The sequence below is a fragment of the Mycobacterium sp. NGS69 genome, from assembly GCF_059812165.1.
In genome coordinates this window covers 938,656-958,460 of sequence record NZ_JCALCD010000001.1, presented here as the reverse complement: position 1 = coordinate 958,460, position 19,805 = coordinate 938,656, and the positions used below count along the sequence as shown (strand labels likewise).

Sequence of the window (19,805 nt, the reverse complement as noted above, 5' to 3'; positions counted from 1 at the left end):
AATGTTGCCAAGACATCGCCAGACACCGGAGCGGCGACATCGTTTGCCCGTGGCTTAAGATCTAATGATCACGTGCGGCTGCGCCTCCGCCTAGCGGCGCAGGATCGATGGGGTTTCTCCTCGGCAAAGCGTGCTACGCGGGTTGAGTCAGCAGCCCCGGCTTGGCAATAGCTGTTGATTTCTCGGGCCCGCACGGGCGAATGTGAGTGATAAACCATGACCGAACAATCCGGCGATTCGGCCGATCCGATCGCCTTCGAGGTGGGAAAACGCCAGGTAGACCAGACGGTCGTGCTCACCGTGTCGGGCGAAGTCGACATGCTCAGCGCGCCGCAACTCGCCGAGGCGATACACACCGAGCTGGCCACCGGACCCGCCGGGCTCGTCGTTGACCTGTCGAAAGTGGATTTTTTAGCCTCGGCGGGGATGACCGTCCTGGTGTCCGCGCAGGCCGACGTCGCGCCGCCCACTCGATTCGCGGTCGTCGCGAATGGGCCGGCCACCAGCCGGCCGATCAAGCTGATGGGGCTGGACAACGTGTTGTCGCTGTACAGCACGCTCGACACCGCGCTGTGCCGCGTCGCCGACAGTTCAGCCCAGTCGGGGCAAGCCTGACCCGCGCTATGTAGCGGGCGCCAGGACCCGCTGGATGCGCTCGTCGCGCGGCAGGACGGGACCGTCGTCGAGAGATTCGTCGATGCCCAGCTCGGTGAGGCCGGCCTTGGTCAAAAGCGAGGTGCCGTAGGCGGCGAGCGCGAGTTTTTGGTCGTCGCTGTGGCCATCCTCGATCAGCATCGCGCCGATCAGGCAGATGACGGCCATCTTGTAGGCGTTGAACGCGCGGTACCACGCGCGGTTGCGGACCGTGATTCCGCTGGCCGACTCGTAATGCGTGAGCAGCGCGTCGATGGGCAGCGCGGCGGGGTGGGTGTTGAGGCCGACGGGCTGCATCCACAACATCTCGAGCCAGCCGATGTCGGTGAGCGGATCGCCGACGGTCGTCATCTCCCAGTCGAACACCCCGCTGACCTCGCCGCCGGAGAACGCGAAGTTGCCCGGTTTGGCGTCGCCGTGCACCAACGCGACCTTCGGGCATGGCTCGGGCTGGTCGGCACGCAGCGCCTGCTGGAGCCGTTCCAGGGCGGGCAGGCGGTCGCGCTTGACCCGGTTCATCTCCGCCGCCCAGTGGTCGAGTTCGCGGTCGAGATGATCGCCACCGTCGTCGAGTGCGTCGAGCCCGGTCTGCGCTAGGTCGACGGTGTGGATCGCCGCGAGTTGTTCGACCAGGCTCTGACACATCCGCACCACGGTCAAGTCCGCGACACCGGCCGGCGCCTCCATTTCATACACCTGCCCGGCCGCCCGTTCCATCACGAAGAAGGGTCGTCCGAGCACGTCGCCGGTTTCTTCGAGCCACAGCGCGCGCGGAACACGGACCGCGCTGTACGCCAAGGCCCGCAGGATCGCGAACTGGCGCGCGAGGTCGTAGGGCTCGAGCAGCGCAGGTGGTTTGGGCCGCAGACGCAGCACCGCGTCTTGGCGGGCGTCCCGGTCGCCGCGATGGGTGACGACGCTCAGCATCATCATCTCGGCCGAATGCCCGAAGTCCACCCGGTCCAGCCCTTCGATTCGGACGTCGTCGGCGTCGGGGATCTGCGCGCGCAGCCAGGCCGTCAACCGCTGTTCCAGTTTGGCGTCCAGCGTCATTGGCGGACTCGATCGTCTTCCGCGGGGAGCCGGTCGACGGGTGTCTTGTCCTGGGTGAACGCCGACATGTCCATCGCGGTCCAGTTCGGATAGCGGCGGTAGCCCTGCCCGCCGAGCAGCAATTCGAAGACGCCCCAACCGATATCGCCGTCCATCTCGAACCGCATCAGCTGGTCCAGCGCCATCGATTTGCCCTCGGTCTCGGCGAGCTGCTCGGGATCGGCGCTGTCCCAGAGGAAATGGATGAAGTACGCGCCGGCGCCCAGATCCTCGTACTGGCAGTGCACCATCGGTAGCCCGTAGTAAGCGTTGACTTCCTGATGGGCGGCGTCGGCGAAGACGCGGTAGGCCTTGCCGTCCTCGTCGGTGAAGACCAGTGTGGCGCGGGCGGGCCGCTTGCTGTTGCCGTCGAACTGCACGTCGTGCTCGATCTTGACGAATCGCTTCGACAGCGTCCCGTCGGCGTGCGTGATCCCGCCGTCGACGTAATTAACTGAACCATCGGAAGATTCGATGACCCAGGCTTCGATGGCGCGGTCGTCGAATCCGGCATCGAGCCACAGCCAGAAGTCGATCTTGTCCGAGACGCGCACGCCGAACGTGCGGTCGCGGCCGCCGTGGAAGCCGTCCACGCTGATGCGCTCGCCGTCGATCGTGACCCAGCCGCTCCATCGCCCGGGTTCCTTCATGTGATACATGTCGGCCAGCATCTGGCCGGCCGGGTCGCGCACCTGCATCGGCAGCAGCTCCCACATCGGGGCGGTGGGCTCGTAGTAGAGCTCCCACTCGACGCCGGACTTGTTGGGTTCGACGTCGAGTCTCCACTTCTTCAGCGGCTCGACGCAGGTCCAGCTCATCGGGCCGGCGCGCAGGTCGTCGCGGTCGGCGCCGGTAACGGGCCGGCCCGACAGGAGATCCCAGTGCCGGCCGTCGGCGAGGCTGACCTTGACGTATCCCAGCGCGGTTCCGGTGTTCGGGTTGTTGCCGTAGCCGCTGGCCAACAGCATGGTGCCGTCCGGTGACGCGGCGAAGAAGTAACACCGGTCCGACCACGTCGGATCCGAGTCGTGCACCCGGTCGAAGGTTGTCGGGAGCTGGTGGGTGAACGACTCGTCGGCGGCGGAGTAGCCCATCATCTCCCTCTCTGACCGGTTAATAGCCCGGGCCGCAACGGAATTCGAGGCCGCGCGGCCCTACTTCGGTTGCCCGAGGCATCAGATACCGAAGCAGCACAACGAATCCCGTACCATCGGCGCCATGGAACCGAGCCGGTGGTGGGGCGCCGACCGCGCGATCCTCGACGACGAGGAGGCCCGCAGGCGGATCCTCGACGCCGCGGGGCGTTGCATCGTCCGCCGCGGGAACTCTCAGTTCCGGATGGCCGAGGTGGCCGACGAGGCCGGGGTGTCGCGGTCGACGGTGTACCGGTACTTCCCCGGCCGCGACGACGTGTTGCTCGGCCTGATGCTGATGCGGGTCGACAAGGCGCTCGGTGATCTGGTGCGCTCGCTGCCCGCGCCGGACGATCCGGTCCGGTCGGTGCCGGAGATGGTGCTGGCGCGCGTCGAGTCGGTGGCCGGCAATCCGCTGAACGAGGCGATGTTCGCCGCGGAAAGCACCGCGGTGGCCGCGGCCCTCGAGAAGGGCTCGGAACCATTCGTGGAGCTGCTGCTGCGGCACTACGAACCCCTGCTGAACCGGTGGAAGCGGGCGGGACTCCTCCATGACGACCTGGACTTTCGCTCGATCGTCCAGTGGTTGCACACCACCACGCTGTTTCTGCTGGGCCCGTCGTGGCGGTATCGGCCGGCCGCCGACAAACGCCAATTCGTCGAGCAGTTCGTGGTGCGGGCCCTGGTGCCACAGATCAGACAATAATCAGGTATTGTCTGATGTCCAGACGTTCAGTTATTTTTGTCTGACGGGACCCCGCGCCGGTTGAGTGACCCCTCCCGCCGGTACGGGGATCCCGAACCAGGACGGATACACATGAAAAACCTTGCGGAACAAGCTTTTTCCCTCGTCGGGTTGGCCGCTCACCTGGGCCAGGGCGTCCGCCGGGTGACCGCCGACGCGGTGGTGGGCGCCCGTCTTGGGTTGCCCCGCACGGTCGCTGACATCGACGCCGGAGTCCTGTCCAAACTGATGGGAACCACCGTCAAGTCGGTCCGTGTGCTCGACCGCGACGCGGGGACCTCGTCGCGGGCCCGGCTAGTGCTGACCGGCAAGAACGTCCCCGAGTCGGTGTTCGTCAAGGTCGCCGCCGAAACCACCGCCACCCGGCTGATGGGCGAACTCGGCCGCCTCGGACACACCGAGGTGCGCTTCTACAGCGAACTGGCCCCGCAGCTGCACGGCGTGCCGCAGGCCTACGGCGCGGCCTTCGACAGCTGGACGGGCCGATACCTGCTGGTTCTGGAAGACCTCCCCGCCGAGTCGTGCGAATTTCCCGATACCCTGCACCCGCTCTCCCCCGACCAGGCCAGCCTCATCGTCGAATTGCTGGCCGATCTGCACGCCACCTTTTGGGACCGCCTCCCGCGCGACCGCCGCGGCCCGCTGGGCTGGCTGTATACCCCGTCGGGCGACGTCACGTCCATGTTGACCGGTTCGCTGATGCACGCGTCGATCAAGCGGCTCACGGGGCGCACCGAAATCCCCGTCGAGAACGGGACCTTCATCGCCGACAACTACCGAGCCGTCGCCGCCCTGATCGACACGCCCCCGCACACCGTCATGCACGGCGACGCGCACCCCGGCAACATGTACTTCGACGGCGGCAAAGCCGGGCTCTTGGACTGGCAGGCTGTGCGGCGCGGCCATCCCTCGCGCGAGCTGGCATACACGCTGATCACCAGCCTGACCCCGGACGACCGCCGGGCGACTCAGCGGGACCTGCTCGACGACTACCGACGCGCCCTGGCGGCGGCCGGCGGACCCAACCTCGACCGCGACGACCTGTGGCGGCGCTACCGGCAGGGCGCGCTCTACGCGTATGTGGCCCCGCTGATCACCGCGGGGATGGGCGGAATGCAGGTCGAAGGCATCGCCATGGAAGGCCTGCGCCGCGGTGTGGCGGCGCTCGACGACCTGGAAACCATTGCGGCACTGAAGAGTTGTTTGTAACCCCAACTTCGCAGGATTCATTGACTGGATGTGGCGGGAGGAATATCGTCAGTACTTACGCTACGCCGCGTAGCGTAATACGGCGGAGAGGCCCTCATGTTCGACCTGAAGATCACCGGTGGCACTGTCGTCGACGGCACCGGAGCCGAGCGCTACCGGGCTGACATCGGCATCAAGGACGGCGTGATCGTCGACGTGGTCCGGCGCGGCGCCGACGGCCCCGAGATGGCCGGCGACGCCGCCGAAACCATCGACGCGACAGGGCATCTGGTGGCCCCGGGGTTCGTCGATATCCACACGCACTACGACGGCCAGGTGAGCTGGGACAGCCTGCTGGAGCCCTCCAGCGGTCATGGCGTCACGACGATCGTGACCGGTAACTGCGGCGTCGGCTTCGCCCCCGTGCGGCCCGGCAGCGAGCAATGGTTGATCGAGCTGATGGAGGGCGTCGAGGACATCCCCGGCACCGCCCTCACCGAGGGCATCACCTGGGGCTGGGAGACCTACCCCGAATACCTCGACGCGATCGGCAAGCAGAAATTCGCGATCGACGTCGGCAGCCAGGTCGCCCACGGCGCGATCCGCGCCTACGCGATGGGCGAGCGGGGCGCCCGTAACGAGCCGGCCACGCCCGACGACATCGCGGCCATGGCGCGGCTGGTCACCGAGGCCATCGAGGCCGGCGCTCTCGGGTTTTCGACGTCGCGCACGATGGGCCACCGCGCGATGGACGGTGAGCCGGTGCCCGGCACTTTCGCCGCGGAGGAGGAACTGTTCGGTCTCGGGCGCGCCATGGCCGCCGGCGGTCAGGCGGTGTTCGAGCTGGCTCCGCAGGGGGCGGCGGGCGAGGACATCATCGGCCCGAAGAAGGAATTGGACTGGATGCGCCGGCTCAGCGCGGAGATCGACCGCCCCGTGTCGTTCGCGCTCATTCAGGTCGACGCCGACCCGAAGCTCTGGCGCGAGATGCTCGACCTCTCCGCGGATGCGCACGCGGCGGGCGCCCGGCTGCACCCGCAGATCGCGGCGCGCCCGTTCGGCATGATGATCGGGTTCCAGGGGCATCACGGCTTCAGCCATCGCCCGACCTATCGCAGGCTCGCGGCCGAATGCGGCCGCGCCGAGCTCGCGCAGCGCCTCGCCGATCCGGCGGTGCGGGCGGCGATCCTTTCCGAGGACGACCTGCCCGTCGACCCGACGCAGTTGTTCGACGGGATGTTCGCGCTGGTGCAGCACTCCCTGCACCGCCTGTACGCGCTGGGCAATCCGCCCGACTACGAGCCGACTCCCGACCGCACCGTCGCCGCGATAGCCAAGGCACGCGGCGAGGACCCGTTGGCCACCCTTTACGACCTCATGCTCGAGTCGAACGCGACCAACATGCTGATGCTGCCGCTGTTCAACTACGCCGACGGCAACTGCGACGCGATCCGGGAGATGATGCTGCACCCCGCGGGCGTGCTGGGACTCTCCGACGGCGGCGCCCACTGCGGAATGATCTGTGACGCTTCCTATCCCACCTTCCTGCTGACGCACTGGGCGCGGGACCGTCAGCGGGGTGAGAAGTTGCCGCTCGAATACGTGATCCGCAAGCAGTCCCGCGACACCGCGCACCTGTTCGGCCTCACCGACCGCGGCACCATCGAAGCCGGCAAGAAGGCCGACATCAACGTGATCGACATGGACGCCCTGCGTCTGCACCCCGCGGCGATGGCCTTCGACCTGCCGGCCGGCGGCAACCGGATCCTGCAGGGCGCGAGCGGCTACGCCGCCACGATCGTCAGCGGGACGGTGACGCGCCGCAACGACGTCGACACCGGGGCACGTCCCGGCCGGTTGGTGCGCGGAGCGCGTTAGGGGCGCCGTCCGTGAACGCGCCCGCCGGCAACCCGACTCGCACCCGCCCCAACGCCCAAGAGGACGCGATCGGCACCCCGCCCGCCGGCCCCACCCTGGTGCCGGCCGGGCGTTATTACTCTGCGGCGTTCGCCCAACTCGAGGTCGAACGGATGTGGCCGAAGGTGTGGCAGCTGGCGTGCATGGTCGACCACGTCGCCGAGCCCGGCGACTACTTCGAGTACCGCTGCGGTCCGTACGGGGTGCTGATCGTGCGGGGCGACGACGGCGTCGTGCGCGCCTTCCAGAACGCGTGCCGCCATCGCGGAAATTCGCTGTGCGCCGGCTCGGGTTCCGGGCTGCGCGAGCTCAAGTGCGGCTACCACGGCTGGACCTGGGACCTCGCCGGCACGCTCAAGCGGGTGCCCAACCGCAAGGGCTTCGGCTCACTGCGGATGTCGGACTTCCCGCTGATACCCGCGTTAGTCGACACGTGGGAGGGCCTGGTCTTCGTCAACCTCGACGTCGGCGCGATGCCGTTGCTCGAGTACCTGGAGGCGGTGCCCGACGACATCGCGTGGTGCCACCTGAGCGACTTCCGCTGCTACGCGACGCTGACCATCGACGTCGACGCCAATTGGAAGACGATCGCCGACGGCTACAGCGAGACCTACCACATCCAGACGCTGCATCCCGAGCTGCTGCGCTGCGTCGACGACATCCATGCGCCCCAACAGATCTGGGGCCACACCGGCAAGTCCGACCAGCCCTACGGTGTGCAGAGCCCGCGCTTCGAGGGCGCGTTGAGCGACGAAGAGGTGTGGGACGCCTACGTCTACACGCAGGGCGCGCTGATGGGTGCGGCCGAGGGCACCCCGTTTCCCGCCGACGAACGCCGGCCGGGGCAGACGGTCCAGGACCTGATCGCGGAGGCCACGCGGGCCTTCGCGGCCAGCCGTGGGGTGGACCTCTCGTGGGCCGACACCGACCGGGTCACCCGGCTGCACCAGTACAACGTGTTTCCCAACATGACGCTGCTCGCCAACGCCGACCACCTGACCGTCATGTGCTCGCGGCCCGGCGCCGATCCGGATCGCGGCGAAATGGTCATCTTCCTGATGACCCGAATGGCGCCGGGCGCGCCGCGCAGCAAGCCGGCAGACGTGCGGACCACCGCCGGGGAGGCCGAACCGGGCCTGGTGCTCACCCAGGACATCCAGCTGCTCGCGGGCCTACAGCGCGGCCTGCACCAGCCCGGGTTCACCCACTTGGCGCTCTCCAGCGAAGAACGGCGCGTCATCAACATGCATCGCAACCTCGAGCGCTACCTGGACCTGCCCGAATCCGAGCGGATGACCGGCGGTTAAAAGGTGCCGACGGGATTGGCTTAGACCTCCCGAAACCGGGTATTTGCGGGTTAGACTCCCGGCTTGTGACGGTTCCGTCCGATGCCTGGGGCTACGAACGGCGGCAACTCATGCATCAGGTACAGATGCGATGTCAGGCACTCGGCCGCAGGCGGGCACGACGGCTGTGTCACCGCTTCGAGCGCGTCGGGGTTCACACCGCCCCCGAACGCCTGCGCCAGATGGTGGCCGGTGTGCCCGTCGCGGACGACGAAGTCACGGATGTCAATTTCGCGCTGATCGCGATGCAGCTCAATCGTGAGGCCCGCGGCGCGCGGGTCAAGCGCCTCAAGCGGCAGGGGACCCGTTCGCTGCTTTTCATGGGCCTGGTCCTGGTCGTACTCAACTTCCTTTTCTGCATCGCCTACGTCTTGCTGAACCTGGCCCAGCAGGCCACCCCTATGTGACCGTGCGGTTCGCCGCACGTTCGCGGGCTCGGTCACCGTACCTATTGACGTTTCAGCGCGGCGCGACGATCCCGTTGTCGTAGGCGTAGACGATCGCCGCGGCGCGGTCCCGCAGGTCGAGCTTCCCGAAGATCCGGCCGATGTGGCTCTTGACCGTGACACCGGAGATGCAGAGTTCGTCGGCGATTTCGCTGTTGGACATGCCTTTTCCGATCAGCGTCAGCACGTCCAACTCGCGGGTGGTGAGCTGGGCGACCTCGTTGCCCCGTTTTTCGCAGGTGCCGGGGGCGGCCTTGCGGTAAGTGGTGAGTACGCGCGCGGTGACCGCGGGATCCAGGTAGCTGTCTCCCCTGGCGACCGTCCGCACAGCGCGGATCAATTCCTCGGCCGACGAGTCCTTGAGCACGAACCCGGCGGCGCCGGCGCGCAGCGCCCCGGACAGCAGGTCGTCCTCGTTGAATGTGGTCAACGCGAGCACCGGCGGGCCCCCGGCCAGCCGTCGCGTCGCCTCGATGCCGTCCACCCGTCGCATCCGCAGGTCCATTACGACGACGTCGGGTCGGTGCTCGGCCACGGCGGCGGGCACCTCGTCCCCGTCGGCGCATTCGGCAACCACGTTGAATCCGTCCTTGCGGCGCAGGATCCGGCGCAACCCGGAACGCACCAAGTCCTGGTCGTCCACCAGCAGCACGGCGATCTCGGCCGATTCGGCGATATCGGGGATCACAACTTGCACCACGGCGGCCGCCAGCCGGTGTCGCCGCCGTCGAGGGGGATCTCGGCGCGCACCGCCCACCCGTCGCGGGTCGGGCCGACGTCGATCGCCCCGCCCAGCAACTCGACGCGCTGGCGCATGCCGCTCACACCGCGCCCTTCCGCGCAGGGGGCCGCGGCCACCGCGGCCGGCAGGCGATTGTCGACGACAAGGCTTGTCGAAGCCTCCGAAACACTCAGGGCCACAGTCGATTTTGATTCCGGCGCGTGTTTGGCGATGTTGGCCAGCGATTCCTGGGCGATGCGGTACAGCGCGTGGCCCACCGCGGCCGACGCGCGATCGGTGGCCCCTTCGACGCACAGCGTCACGGCCAGTCCGGCCCGCTGGAAGTCCGCGACGAGCACCGCGACGTCGTCGATGCCGGGTTCGGGCGCAACCTTCATGGGTGAATCGTCGAGAAGCCCGACGGTCCGGCGGATGTCGGCCATCGCCTGCCGGCCCAGCCGCTCGGCCTGTTCGAGGGCCTCGACGGCGTCGTCGACGTCGCGATCCTGCTGCAGCCCCCGCCGCGCGCCGGTCACGTGCAACAAGGTGACGCTGAGCGAATGGGCGATGACGTCGTGCACTTCGCGCGCGATGCGCCGTCGCTCGTCGGCCGCGGCGTGCTCGGCCAACAGCTTCTGCGCCTCGATCTGCTCGGCCAACAGCAGCCGTTGCGTGCGCATGATGTAGCCGAGCAGCCATCCCACCGCGACAAAGCCCACGTACAGCGCCACGTCATCGAGGCGGTGCAGCGAGGAGGCGGCGAGGAGCAGCGCCGCCGCCGACGCGGCTGCCAGAATGCCGGCGGCAACCGAGGCCAATGTCGCGACGCACAAGACCGCCAGGACCGCTCCCGCCGGCGCGAAATCGCCATGAACGGGTGTCGAGGTGGCGAACAGCATCATGGCGGCGGCCGTCGACCAGGTCAGCCACAGCAGCGCGGGGCTGAGCTTCATGTTGAACACCAAGAACGGAACCTCTGGCGAGAGAGCCAATGCGAACGCGGCGAGCGCGACAGGCAAATCGGCGGCCGGGCGCTGCAGGATCGCGACCACCCCGCCGAGCACAAGGGAGACATCGACGGCGATCATCGACGTCCACGTGATGCCGACGGGCATCTGCTCACGGCGTCGGCGCAACAGTTCCCGCGAGTGATCGGCTGCGGCGCGCAACATTGTCCAATCGTAGAAGAGCCCGGCTCCTCGTCACATCATGCCGAGGTCGGCATCCGTCTCCACCCGTGGTAGGAGGCAAAGACCGGACCTCGGCACGACGCGCGGCGGCTGGCAGCGCTCATAGCGTCGAGGCATGACATGGACACTGCTGCACGACCGGATGGCCTTCATGGCCAACGTGATCAAGGCCGCCGAGACCGATCCCGACGCGGCACTCGCGCTGGCCGATCGTTCGTCCGAGGTGTCCCGGCTCTTCGGTGGCCAGGAGGGGCTACTGCTGTCGCTGCGACAGCGCTGGATGACGATGCTCGTCGCCAAGCTGGATCAGGCGGCGCACGACGGCGTGGCGGCCGAGCGGGTGAAAGCCGACCTCGCGGCCGCCGAGCCCGGGCTGCACGCCCTGCTGGAGATCGCGTCGCGGCGGTCGCTGCGGCTGCGCTCCCTGGCCGGGGACGAGCGGCGGGTGATGGAGTTGTTGGGCGGACCGGGCGATGCGCAGACCGTTGCTTGACGGAACGGGAATTCTCTCGCGCCTGACCGGCCGATACGCGATCCTGGTCGTCGGCCTATGGGTCCTGGCGGCGGCCGCCGCCAATCTCGCCGTCCCACAGTTGGAGCGAGTCGTGGACACCCATGCCCGCACGTTCATGCCCGCCGACGCCCCGAGCTCCGTCGCCGCGTCCCGCGCCGCGCAGCTATTCGGCCAAAAGCCGAGCAACAATTTCGTTTACGTTGTGCTGGAACGCGATCAGCGCCTCACGCCGCGCGACCGCCAATTCTATGACGCGCTGACCGCGGCCCTCTCCTCCGATCGTGGCCACGTGAATGCGGTGACCGACCTGTGGTCTCAGCCCGCCACGGCCGCCGGCGCCGAGAGCTCCGACGGGCGCGCGGTCAGCCTGATGGTGCGGCTCGCCGGAATGCTCGGCACCTCGGCGGCCCGCGACTCGGTGAATTCGGTGCGCGGCGAGGTAGCCCGACTGTCCGCGCCGCCCGGCCTGCGTGTGCTCGTCACGGGTCCCGGCGCCACCATCGTCGACGAATTCTCCGCGATCGACCGACAAATGCTCACGATCACCGCCGCCACGGTCGGCGTCATCCTGCTGCTGCTGCTGTTGGTGTACCGATCGCCGATCGCCGCGGCGATTCCGCTGGCCTCGGTCGGCATCGCGCTGGCCCTGGGCCGTGCCGTTGCCGCGGCGTTTGGGCAAGCGAATGTCGTTGAGGTATCGCTATTCTCGGCGGCGCTCATGGCGGCGATGACGCTGGGCGCCGGAACCGACTACGCGATATTCCTCATCGGCCGCTACCACGAGGGGCGACGCCGCGACGTCGCCCCGGCGCAGGCGCTGCTCGAGGCCTACCGCGCCGTCGCGCCGGTGGTGATCGGATCGGCGCTGACGGTGTCTGTTGCGCTGGGATGCCTTGGCTTCGCCAAGGTGGGGATGTTCCGCAGCGCCGGGATACCCTGCGCCATTGGGATTCTGGTCACCATGGCCGCGGCGCTTACGCTGACGCCGGCGCTCATGGGGCTGGCGCTGCGCCGCGGGTTTCTCGAACCGCGACCCTCGACGACGTCGCGCCGCTGGCGGCGCGTGGGTGCCGCGGTGGCGCGCTGGCCGGGTCCCGTCCTGGTCACCGCGGGCGGCTTGACACTGCTGGCGGCGCTGCCGCTGGCGGACATGCGGGTCGGCTGGAACGAACCGGCCGCCACCCCGTCCGCCGCCGAATCCAGCCGCGGCTACGCGGCCAGCGATCGGCACTTCCCGTCGAATTCGCTGCTGCCCGACGTCGTCACCATCCAGTCCGACCACGACCTGCGCACCCCGGCGGGGCTGATCGCCGTCGAGCGGATCTCGCGGCAGGTCATGGCGATCCCGGGTGTGCGCATGGTGCAGTCCGCGAGCCGCCCCGACGGCAGCGTGCCGGATCAGGCCACGTTGACGTATCAGACCGGAGTGCTCGGCCGCCAGCTCGGGGACACGATCGATTCACTGACCCAGCGACTGAACCGGGTCTCCGAACTCGACAACGCTCTCGCGCAGACCCAAACCGCTGTGGACCGGCTCGGCGGTGGGTTGCGTGGCGGCAGCGCGGGACTGGCCGACATGTCCGCGGCCGCCGACGACATGCGCGGCGGCATGGACGGCGTGCAACGGACCGTCACGGCGGTGTCGGGCTACCTGGACCCGCTGCGGGATTTCGTCGCGCGGACGCCGGGCTGCGATGCCAACCCGGTCTGCTCGACGGTGGATCGTGTTATCCGGCCTGTCGACAGCCTGGTGCAGACATCGACGCGGCTCGGCGATGGCGCTGCCAAGCTGACCAGGGGGTCGAGCGCCGCCGCGGCGGCCATGTCGGACCTACCGCAAACCGTTGTTTCGATGAAAGACGCACTGGGACAGGCGCGTTCGGCCACCCGCGAGTTGCTGGGCCTGAGCGAGACGATCGGGCCGCAGTTGCACCAGTTGACCGACTACCTGGCCGAGATCGCCACCCAATTCCAGGGCAGCGCCGCATCCGGTTTCTACCTGCCGCAACGTGCGCTGAGCGACCCGCGGTATGTCGAGGTGCTGCACCAGCTGATTTCCGCCGACGGTCGCGCGACCTACCTGCTGGTCTACGGCGACGGCAACGAATGGGGCGCCGAGGGCGCCACGCGGGCGGAGCAGGTGCGCACCGCGGTCAAGGAGGCCACCAAGGAGGGAACGCTGACCCCGACGGGAGTCGACCTGGCGGGTGTCGGCCCCGTGACCGCCGACCTGGAGCGTTTCGTCGCCCGCGACAGCGCACTGCTGATCGGTGCGGCCCTGGTGCTCATCTTCCTGATCGTCACGGCGATGCTGCGCAGTCCGGTGGCCGGGCTGGTCGTCGTCGGCACCGTCGTCGCCTCCTACGCATCGGCGTTGGGCATAAGCGCGCTGATCTGGCAGCGGCTGCTTCATCACGAGCTGCACTGGGCCGTCGCGCCCATCGCCTTCATCGCGCTGATCGCCGTCGGCGCGGACTACAACCTGCTACTGGCGCTTCGCATCAAGCACGAGGCGACGGCAGGAATCAGAACGGGCATCGTTCGCGCGTTCGGCGGCACCGGCGGGGTGGTGACCACGGCCGGGATTGTCTTCGGGCTCACCATGCTCGCGTTGCTGGGCAGCAGCGTGCTCAGCATCGCCCAGATCGGCACGACCATCGCGGTCGGGCTGATGATGGACACCCTGGTGGTGCGGGCGCTCGTCGTGCCGTCCATCGTCGCGCTGCTGGGCAGGTGGTTCTTCTGGCCGGCCTCGGTGCCCAGGCGTCAGGATGCCGGTAAGGCGTCGAGCCGGAACACCGCGCATCGGCCGGCAAGTGCCTCGAACTCGTCGGCGGTTCCCCGTGCCACCAGCCCCGAGCGTTTATAGAATCCGACGCCACGCGGCACCTTGTCGGGAAAAGCGCGCAGCACCGGCCGGGCTTGCTCCGCGGACAGCTCCGCGAAGGCCACACGCTCGGGCCTGCGGCCCCGCATGATGGTCCCGGTGCTCGCGGCGCGGGCGTTGAGCACCCAGTCCGCGTCTGGATATCCGACGATGTAGCGGCCGTCGTGCAGGGTGACCAGCTGTTGTGTGTTGAGTGGTCGGTAGTTGTCGGTGGTGTGCTGTAGGAACAGGGATATGAATCTGGCGGTGTGGGCTGAGCGCAACGGTGTCGCGCGGGTGACTGCGTATCGCTGGTTTCGAGCGGGGCTGTTGCCGGTACCGGCGCGGCGGGTAGGTCGGCTTATTCTCGTTGACGATCCGTCCGCTTCGACTGATCGGAGGTCGCGGACCGCGGTATATGCGCGGATGTCGTCAGCCGATCAGAAAGCTGATCTGGATCGGCAGGTGGCGCGGGTGACCGCGTGGGCCACGGGCGAGCAGATCTCCGTCGACAAGGTTGTCACCGAGGTGGGTTCGGCGTTGAACGGGCACCGCCGCAAATTCCTGGCGCTGCTCCGTGATCCGTCTGTGGACCGGATCGTGGTGGAGCACCGGGATCGGTTCTGCCGGTTCGGCTCTGAGTACATCCAGGGTGCCCTGGCCGCCCAAGGCCGCGAACTGGTCGTAGTCGATACCGCAGAGGTTGACCACGATCTGGTGCGAGACATCACCGAGATCCTGACCGGTATGTGTGCTCGGCTCTACGGCAAACGCGCTGCTGCCAACCGTGCTAAGTGTGCCGTCGCCGCTGCTGCTGACGGCGCGGACCGCCAGGCGGCCTGAGGTGGCGAAGTTCGAGGTTCCTAAGGGCTGGACGGTTCAGGCGTTCCGGTTCACGCTTGACCCGACCGCCGAGCAGGCCCACGCGTTGGCGCGGCATTTCGGTGCTCGCCGTAAGGCGTACAACTGGGCCGTCGCCACCCTGAAAGCCGATATCCAAGCGTGGCGTGAGACCGGCGTCGAGACTGCGAAGCCATCGCTGCGGGTGCTGCGGAAACGCTGGAACACCGTCAAGGACGACGTGTGCGTCAACGCTGAGACCGGTGTGGTGTGGTGGCCTGAATGCTCGAAAGAGGCCTATTCCGACGGCATCGATGGTGCGGTCGACGCGTACTGGAACTGGCAGCAGAGCCGCGCTGGCAATCGTGCTGGTAAGCGGGTGGGTTTCCCACGGTTCAAGAAGAAGGGCCGCGACCAGGATCGCGTGTCGTTCACCACGGGTGCGATGCGTGTCGAGCCCGATCGGCGGCATCTCACGCTGCCGGTCATCGGCAACGTCCGCACGCACGAGAACACCCGCCGGATTGAGCGGCTCATCGACAAAGACCGGGCGCGGGTGTTGGCGATCACAGTGCGCCGCAACGGCACTCGGCTCGATGCAAGCGCGCGGGTACTGGTTAAACGGCCTCAGAAGCCCTGTGTGGCGCAGCCGGATTCACGGGTCGGTGTGGATGTTGGGGTACGGCGCTTGGCGACCGTGGCCACCGCCGCCGGTACTGTGATCGAACATGTCGCCAACCCGCGCCCGTTGGAAACCGCGTTGCGCGAGTTGCGGCATGTATCGCGTGCCCGCTCACGCTGTGTGAAAGGTTCTCGACGCTACCGGGAACGCACAACTGAACTGTCCCGGCTGCATCGCCGGGTCAACGATGTCCGCGCCCATCATTTGCACGTCCTGACAACACGATTGGCCAAAACTCACGGCCGGATCGTAGTGGAAGGTTTGGACGCGGCCGGGATGCTCCGGCAGAAAGGGCTGACCGGGGCTCGCGCCCGGCGGCGTGGGCTGTCGGACTCGGCGCTGGGCGCTGCCCGGCGTCACCTGTCCTACAAGACCGGTTGGTACGGATCACAGCTGGTGGTCGCCGACCGGTGGTTCCCGTCGAGCAAGGCTTGCCACCGTTGCGGGCAGGTTCAGGACATCGGTTGGGCCGAACACTGGCAATGCGATACGTGTTCGGCACCAGCGCATCAGCGTGATGACAACGCCGCGATCAACCTCGCACGCTACGAGGAAACATCTAGCGTCGTCGGCCCAGTTGGGGCCGCCGTCAAGCGTGGAGCCGACCATAAGACCCGGCTGAGCCGGGCTGGTGGCGATGAAGCGCGGAAGGGACGCAGCCGCAAGGCTGCCGAACAACCCCGAGACGGGGTGCAAGTCGCGTGACCACTAAAGATCACTCACTTGCAACGGTGAAAGGTGTGACCGGCGTGCGCTCCGCGGTTGCCCCGATTTGCGGCCGGGCACGGTAAGCACCCGCACCGGCCCGGCGACGATGCCGAGTTTCTGCATCCACATCATGACTTTGTTCATCGCCTTGAGCCAGGCTGGTGGTTTGGGATCAGGCATGGCTCCCCCGGTCAATCGGCGGCGAATCCTTGTGGCCTAAGTGATATCAACCTGCCTGATCTATGTCAATATGCCTGATGCCGGGCCTGGCTCAGTCGCGGTCGTGGTGGCAGACGGCCTCAAGTCTGAGGCCGAACGGGTCGTGCCAAAAGGTGGCGTAATAATGGCCGGCGTACTGCGGGAAATGCCGCGGGGGATGAACGACCGTGCCGCCCACCCGAACGACGTGGTCGTGCACGGCCTGCACCAATGATCGGCGCGGCACCATGAACGCCAGGTGCTGCAGACCGGTCCGCTCCGCGGAGTACTCACCCGGTTGGCCCGATGGGTAGAAGAACAGGTAGGTGCCGGGCTTGTTACCGGCGGGCCTATAGGCGAATTCGTCGTCGCCTGCAAGGAAGGGCTCGAATTCGACCAGGGGCATCAGCGCGTCGTAGTAGCGCTTCGCGGCCGGCAGATCCGGAACGTTGACGCCGAGGTGGCCTAGCATCGCATCACGCCGGCCCGCGCCCGTCACCGGCCAGTCGGAGCAGCAGGCGGGTGCCGCCCAACGGGCTGGAGTGCAGCGACGCGCTCCCGCCGTGCAATTCGGCCTGCTGGGCGACGAGGGCCAGCCCGAGCCCCGACCCCGAACGGGAAGCGGTAGACCCGCGGGAGAAGCGTTCGAAGACCGCGGTGCGTTCGGACTCGGGCACCCCGGTGCCGTTGTCGTCGATGGCGATTTCCACGCCCTCGCCGGAACTGGTTACGTAGAGGCGGATTTCGGTGGCGCCGCCGTGCTTGACGGCATTGGCGATGGCGTTGTCGATTACCAGCCGAAGCCCGGTGGGCAGCCCCACCATCAACACCGTGGGCGACGGCACCAGCGACACCTGCACGCCCGGATAAATGCGGAGGGCGTCGTGCGCGGCGCGATCCAGCAGCTCGGTGATGTCGAACGGCACAAAATCGTCGACGGTGGTCAGCTCGCCCTGCGCCAGGCGTTCCAGCGCCGTCAGCGTCGCTTCGATTCGGCTCTGGGTGCGGATGACGTCACCGATCACCTCTTGGCGTTGTTCCCGCGGTATTTCCAAGGTGGACAACACTTCCAGGTTGGTGCGCATGGCGGTCAGCGGGGTGCGCAGCTCGTGCGACGCGACGGCGGCGAAGTCGCGGGCCGACTCGAGCGCCGCCTTGGTGCGCTGCTGCTCGTTTCCGATGCGGGCCAGCATTCCTTCGACCGCTTCGGCGATTTCGACGGCCTCACGCACGCCGCGAACCTGCACCTCGTCCGGGCTGGATTGAGCGTTGATGGCGCGGGCCTGCTGCGCCAGCAGCAGGAACGGATTGACCATGATCAACGAAATCACCCAGCCGACGAGGATCGTGCCACCGATGACGATGCCGCAGATCAGCAAAACCCGTAGGTGCAGCTCGTTGATCCGGTGCTGGGCCTCGGCCAGCGGGGCGGCGAGCGCGATCGAGGCGGGACCCGCGCTGAAGGTACGCACGCGGTATTGCACGCCACCGATGGTGGTGTTGGCGTATCCGTTCGGCAGTTGCGGCAGAACGATATTGCCCGGGACGGAGACCGTCACACCGGCGATGCGCGCGGTGCGCACCAGGTTGCCGTCCGGTGTGGGCCGGTCGGGCGTGGCGAGCTGTCCGCTGTTGATCAGGGTGTTGATGTCGCCCAAACTGCTCACCGAATCCAGCCGGCGGTCGAGTTGGCTGTACTGGTCGTTGGTGACGCCGATCCACACCCAGGCGCCCAACAGGACGACGAGCGTGATCACCGACAGCGCGGCGACGATGACGATGGTGCGCAGTGACAGCACCTTCATCGGCAACCGCAGACCGTGAGGCGCGGACGTATCGGTCGCCATCACTCATACCGTCCGCGGCAGCGGCCGAAGTTCTCGTGACATCTTGCCTTCCGTCTTCGCCCGGCTTGGCCAACGAGCTCAGGATATAGGCGCGACGTTTGAGGTTGGCGCGGCGGTCAGCTCACCTCGGAGGTTGCCGTCTTGGTGTGGACCAAGGTCAGCTGGGCACCGCCGCGTTCGACGTTGGCGGCCGCACCGTCAGTCGGGCCGGTTCCGTCCGGCTCGCTCATGCCGTGGATCTGCACCGCGCCGCCGTTGCGTCGGTGGTGTCGCAGCCAGTCGCTAATCGCCTGGTGCGCGGCGTGATCGAGGTAGTTGGCGACGACGTGGACGGTCACCGTCGCGCCTTGAGGCACCGACGCCAGCACCCGGGTCAGCCTGGGCAGGGCGAGAAAGGTACACGCGCCCCCGACCTCGACTTTCCATTCATCACCCACCCGCGCGGCCTCGACCCTGGCCCGGATCACCCGCCAGCCGGTCAGCGCGACAGCCACCGCGAGGCCGATCATGACGCCGTGCAGGAGATTGAGGAAGACCACCGCGACCGCGGTGACGACATAGACGGCGAGATCTCCGGTGCGCTGCGCGGTCTTGATATGGGCCGGCTTGAGAAGCTGAATTCCGACGACGATCAGCAGGCCCGCGAGCGCGGCGGTCGGAATCTGTTCCACCAGCTCCGCGAAGGGCAGCGTGAACAGCAGGATCCACACGCCGTGCATGATCGACGAGGCCCGGGATTTCGCGCCCGCGTTGACATTAGCCGCGCTGCGCACGATGACGCCGCTGATGGGCAGGCCACCGATCGCGCCCGACACGATGTTGGCGGCGCCCTGTCCGATCAGCTCGCGATCGAAGTCGGTCCGCGTTCCGGTGTGCATTCTGTCGATGGACACCGCGGTCAGCAGGCTCTGAACGCTGGTGACAAGCGCGACCGTCAGGACGCCCACCGCGACTGCGCCCCAGTTGCCGTCGGGGAGTTCCGGCAGCCGCAGCGCGTCCAACACGGATCCCTCGAGTTCGATCCGGGGCACCTCGAACGGGAAGACCAGCGAAATCACCGTCACGGCAACGATCGCGACGAGCGCGCCGGGTATGCGGGCGACTTTGGCGGGAGCCCACCGCCAGCCGACCAGAATCAGCACCACCAGCACGCCCAGGACCACGCCCGGTTTGTGCGCGCCGATTACTTGGACCGGAAGACCGATAACGTTCTGCCAGGCGGTGCTCTTGGACTTTCCGCCCAACAACACGTGGACCTGTTGAAGTGCGATGGTTATTCCGATTCCGGCCAGCATGGCGTGCACGACGACGGGTGAGATCGCCAGGGCCGAGCGCGCGACGCGGCTCATGCCCAGCAGGACCTGCAGGACGCCGGCGGTGACGGTGATCAAACATGTGACCGCCCAACCGAATTCGGACACCAGGTCGGCCACGATGACGGTGAGCCCGGCGGCGGGACCGCTCACCTGCAGCGGCGATCCCCCGATGCATCCGGCGACGATCCCCCCGACTATCGCGGCGATCAGGCCGGCGAGCACTGGAGCGTTCGATGCGATTGCGATCCCGAGAGACAACGGGAGCGCGACCAGGAACACCACCAGCGACGCCGGCAGGTCGCTGCGAATCATGGAGCGCAGCCGCTCGTTTCGTGACGCCGGCCCGGGATCGGCCGTGTTCTTTCGGGGTATTCCGAATTGCTGCATCGCTCGCTTTCTCAT

At 67.6% G+C, this 19,805-nt stretch carries 17 protein-coding genes and 2 pseudogenes; 10 read left to right on the top strand and 9 right to left on the bottom strand.

The window, feature by feature from the left end; genetic code table 11:
* Positions 1-216: 216 nt before the first annotated feature.
* Entirely contained in the window at positions 217-615 is a 399-nt protein-coding gene (locus tag AC5Y2S_RS04925) for an STAS domain-containing protein (RefSeq protein WP_499954187.1), read from the top strand.
* 6 nt (positions 616-621) lie between these two features.
* Here AC5Y2S_RS04925 and AC5Y2S_RS04920 read toward each other — a convergent pair whose 3' ends face one another.
* The gene (locus tag AC5Y2S_RS04920; RefSeq protein ID WP_499954185.1) at positions 622-1,707 is read right to left on the bottom strand and encodes a phosphotransferase family protein; all 1,086 of its coding nucleotides are present in this window, start codon (positions 1,705-1,707) and stop codon (positions 622-624) included.
* Positions 1,704-2,840 (bottom strand): Rv3169 family protein, encoded by a 1,137-nt coding sequence (locus AC5Y2S_RS04915; RefSeq protein WP_499954183.1) that lies wholly within the window; start codon positions 2,838-2,840, stop codon positions 1,704-1,706. The genes AC5Y2S_RS04920 and AC5Y2S_RS04915 overlap by 4 nt, the downstream gene beginning before the upstream one ends.
* Before the next feature lie 124 nt (positions 2,841-2,964).
* Here AC5Y2S_RS04915 and AC5Y2S_RS04910 point away from each other — a divergent pair, with 124 nt between their 5' ends.
* The 5 genes from AC5Y2S_RS04910 (at position 2,965) to AC5Y2S_RS04890 (ending at position 8,482) form a co-directional block, all read left to right on the top strand.
* Positions 2,965-3,585 (top strand): TetR/AcrR family transcriptional regulator, encoded by a 621-nt coding sequence (locus AC5Y2S_RS04910; RefSeq protein WP_499954181.1) that lies wholly within the window; start codon positions 2,965-2,967, stop codon positions 3,583-3,585.
* Between the two features lie 111 nt (positions 3,586-3,696).
* A complete protein-coding gene (locus tag AC5Y2S_RS04905; protein ID WP_499954179.1) occupies positions 3,697-4,833 on the top strand; it encodes a phosphotransferase in 1,137 nt (378 codons plus the stop codon).
* A gap of 96 nt (positions 4,834-4,929) precedes the next feature.
* Positions 4,930-6,690, top strand: coding sequence for an N-acyl-D-amino-acid deacylase family protein (locus AC5Y2S_RS04900; protein ID WP_499954177.1), 1,761 nt, complete (start codon positions 4,930-4,932; stop codon positions 6,688-6,690).
* Between the two features lie 11 nt (positions 6,691-6,701).
* Positions 6,702-8,036, top strand: a complete 1,335-nt coding sequence (locus tag AC5Y2S_RS04895; RefSeq protein WP_499954175.1) for an aromatic ring-hydroxylating oxygenase subunit alpha — start codon at positions 6,702-6,704, stop codon at positions 8,034-8,036.
* Positions 8,037-8,101: 65 nt separating this feature from the next.
* Complete coding sequence (locus AC5Y2S_RS04890; protein ID WP_231985103.1) at positions 8,102-8,482, top strand: hypothetical protein; 381 nt, start codon at positions 8,102-8,104, stop codon at positions 8,480-8,482.
* A gap of 52 nt (positions 8,483-8,534) precedes the next feature.
* Here AC5Y2S_RS04890 and AC5Y2S_RS04885 read toward each other — a convergent pair whose 3' ends face one another.
* Both AC5Y2S_RS04885 and AC5Y2S_RS04880 read right to left on the bottom strand, forming a co-directional pair.
* The gene (locus AC5Y2S_RS04885; protein ID WP_499954392.1) at positions 8,535-9,209 is read right to left on the bottom strand and encodes a response regulator transcription factor; all 675 of its coding nucleotides are present in this window, start codon (positions 9,207-9,209) and stop codon (positions 8,535-8,537) included.
* The gene (locus tag AC5Y2S_RS04880; RefSeq protein WP_499954173.1) at positions 9,206-10,414 is read right to left on the bottom strand and encodes a sensor histidine kinase; all 1,209 of its coding nucleotides are present in this window, start codon (positions 10,412-10,414) and stop codon (positions 9,206-9,208) included. The genes AC5Y2S_RS04885 and AC5Y2S_RS04880 overlap by 4 nt, the downstream gene beginning before the upstream one ends.
* Positions 10,415-10,547: 133 nt before the next feature.
* Here AC5Y2S_RS04880 and AC5Y2S_RS04875 point away from each other — a divergent pair, with 133 nt between their 5' ends.
* Positions 10,548-10,925, top strand: a complete 378-nt coding sequence (locus AC5Y2S_RS04875; RefSeq protein WP_499954171.1) for a hypothetical protein — start codon at positions 10,548-10,550, stop codon at positions 10,923-10,925.
* On the top strand, positions 10,918-13,815 hold the full coding sequence (locus tag AC5Y2S_RS04870; protein ID WP_499954390.1) for an MMPL/RND family transporter: 2,898 nt from the start codon (positions 10,918-10,920) through the stop codon (positions 13,813-13,815). The genes AC5Y2S_RS04875 and AC5Y2S_RS04870 overlap by 8 nt, the downstream gene beginning before the upstream one ends.
* On the opposite strand, the pseudogene AC5Y2S_RS04865 reads toward AC5Y2S_RS04870, so the two are convergent.
* Positions 13,713-13,994 (bottom strand): annotated as a pseudogene (locus AC5Y2S_RS04865) (deazaflavin-dependent nitroreductase); the annotation flags it as partial. The gene AC5Y2S_RS04870 and the pseudogene AC5Y2S_RS04865 sit on opposite strands and share 103 nt — an antisense overlap.
* Before the next feature lie 73 nt (positions 13,995-14,067).
* On the opposite strand from AC5Y2S_RS04865, the gene AC5Y2S_RS04860 reads away from it, so the two are divergent.
* Positions 14,068-14,655: an IS607 family transposase gene (locus tag AC5Y2S_RS04860; protein ID WP_499954169.1), complete on the top strand. Its 588-nt coding sequence runs from the start codon at positions 14,068-14,070 to the stop codon at positions 14,653-14,655.
* A 1-nt stretch (position 14,656) separates the two neighbouring features.
* Positions 14,657-16,039, top strand: a complete 1,383-nt coding sequence (gene tnpB, locus AC5Y2S_RS04855; RefSeq protein ID WP_499954167.1) for an IS607 family element RNA-guided endonuclease TnpB — start codon at positions 14,657-14,659, stop codon at positions 16,037-16,039.
* Positions 16,040-16,067: 28 nt separating this feature from the next.
* On the opposite strand, the pseudogene AC5Y2S_RS04850 reads toward tnpB, so the two are convergent.
* The 4 genes and pseudogenes from AC5Y2S_RS04850 to AC5Y2S_RS04835 form a co-directional block, all read right to left on the bottom strand.
* Positions 16,068-16,222 (bottom strand): annotated as a pseudogene (locus AC5Y2S_RS04850) (deazaflavin-dependent nitroreductase); the annotation flags it as partial.
* A 91-nt stretch (positions 16,223-16,313) separates the two neighbouring features.
* Positions 16,314-16,712 carry a VOC family protein gene (locus AC5Y2S_RS04845; RefSeq protein ID WP_499954165.1) on the bottom strand — a complete coding sequence of 133 codons (399 nt, stop codon included), beginning with the start codon at positions 16,710-16,712 and terminating at the stop codon, positions 16,314-16,316.
* Positions 16,713-16,716: 4 nt separating this feature from the next.
* Complete coding sequence (locus tag AC5Y2S_RS04840; protein ID WP_499954388.1) at positions 16,717-18,045, bottom strand: sensor histidine kinase; 1,329 nt, start codon at positions 18,043-18,045, stop codon at positions 16,717-16,719.
* 158 nt (positions 18,046-18,203) lie between these two features.
* A complete protein-coding gene (locus tag AC5Y2S_RS04835; protein ID WP_499954163.1) occupies positions 18,204-19,790 on the bottom strand; it encodes a SulP family inorganic anion transporter in 1,587 nt (528 codons plus the stop codon).
* Positions 19,791-19,805: the final 15 nt, after the last annotated feature.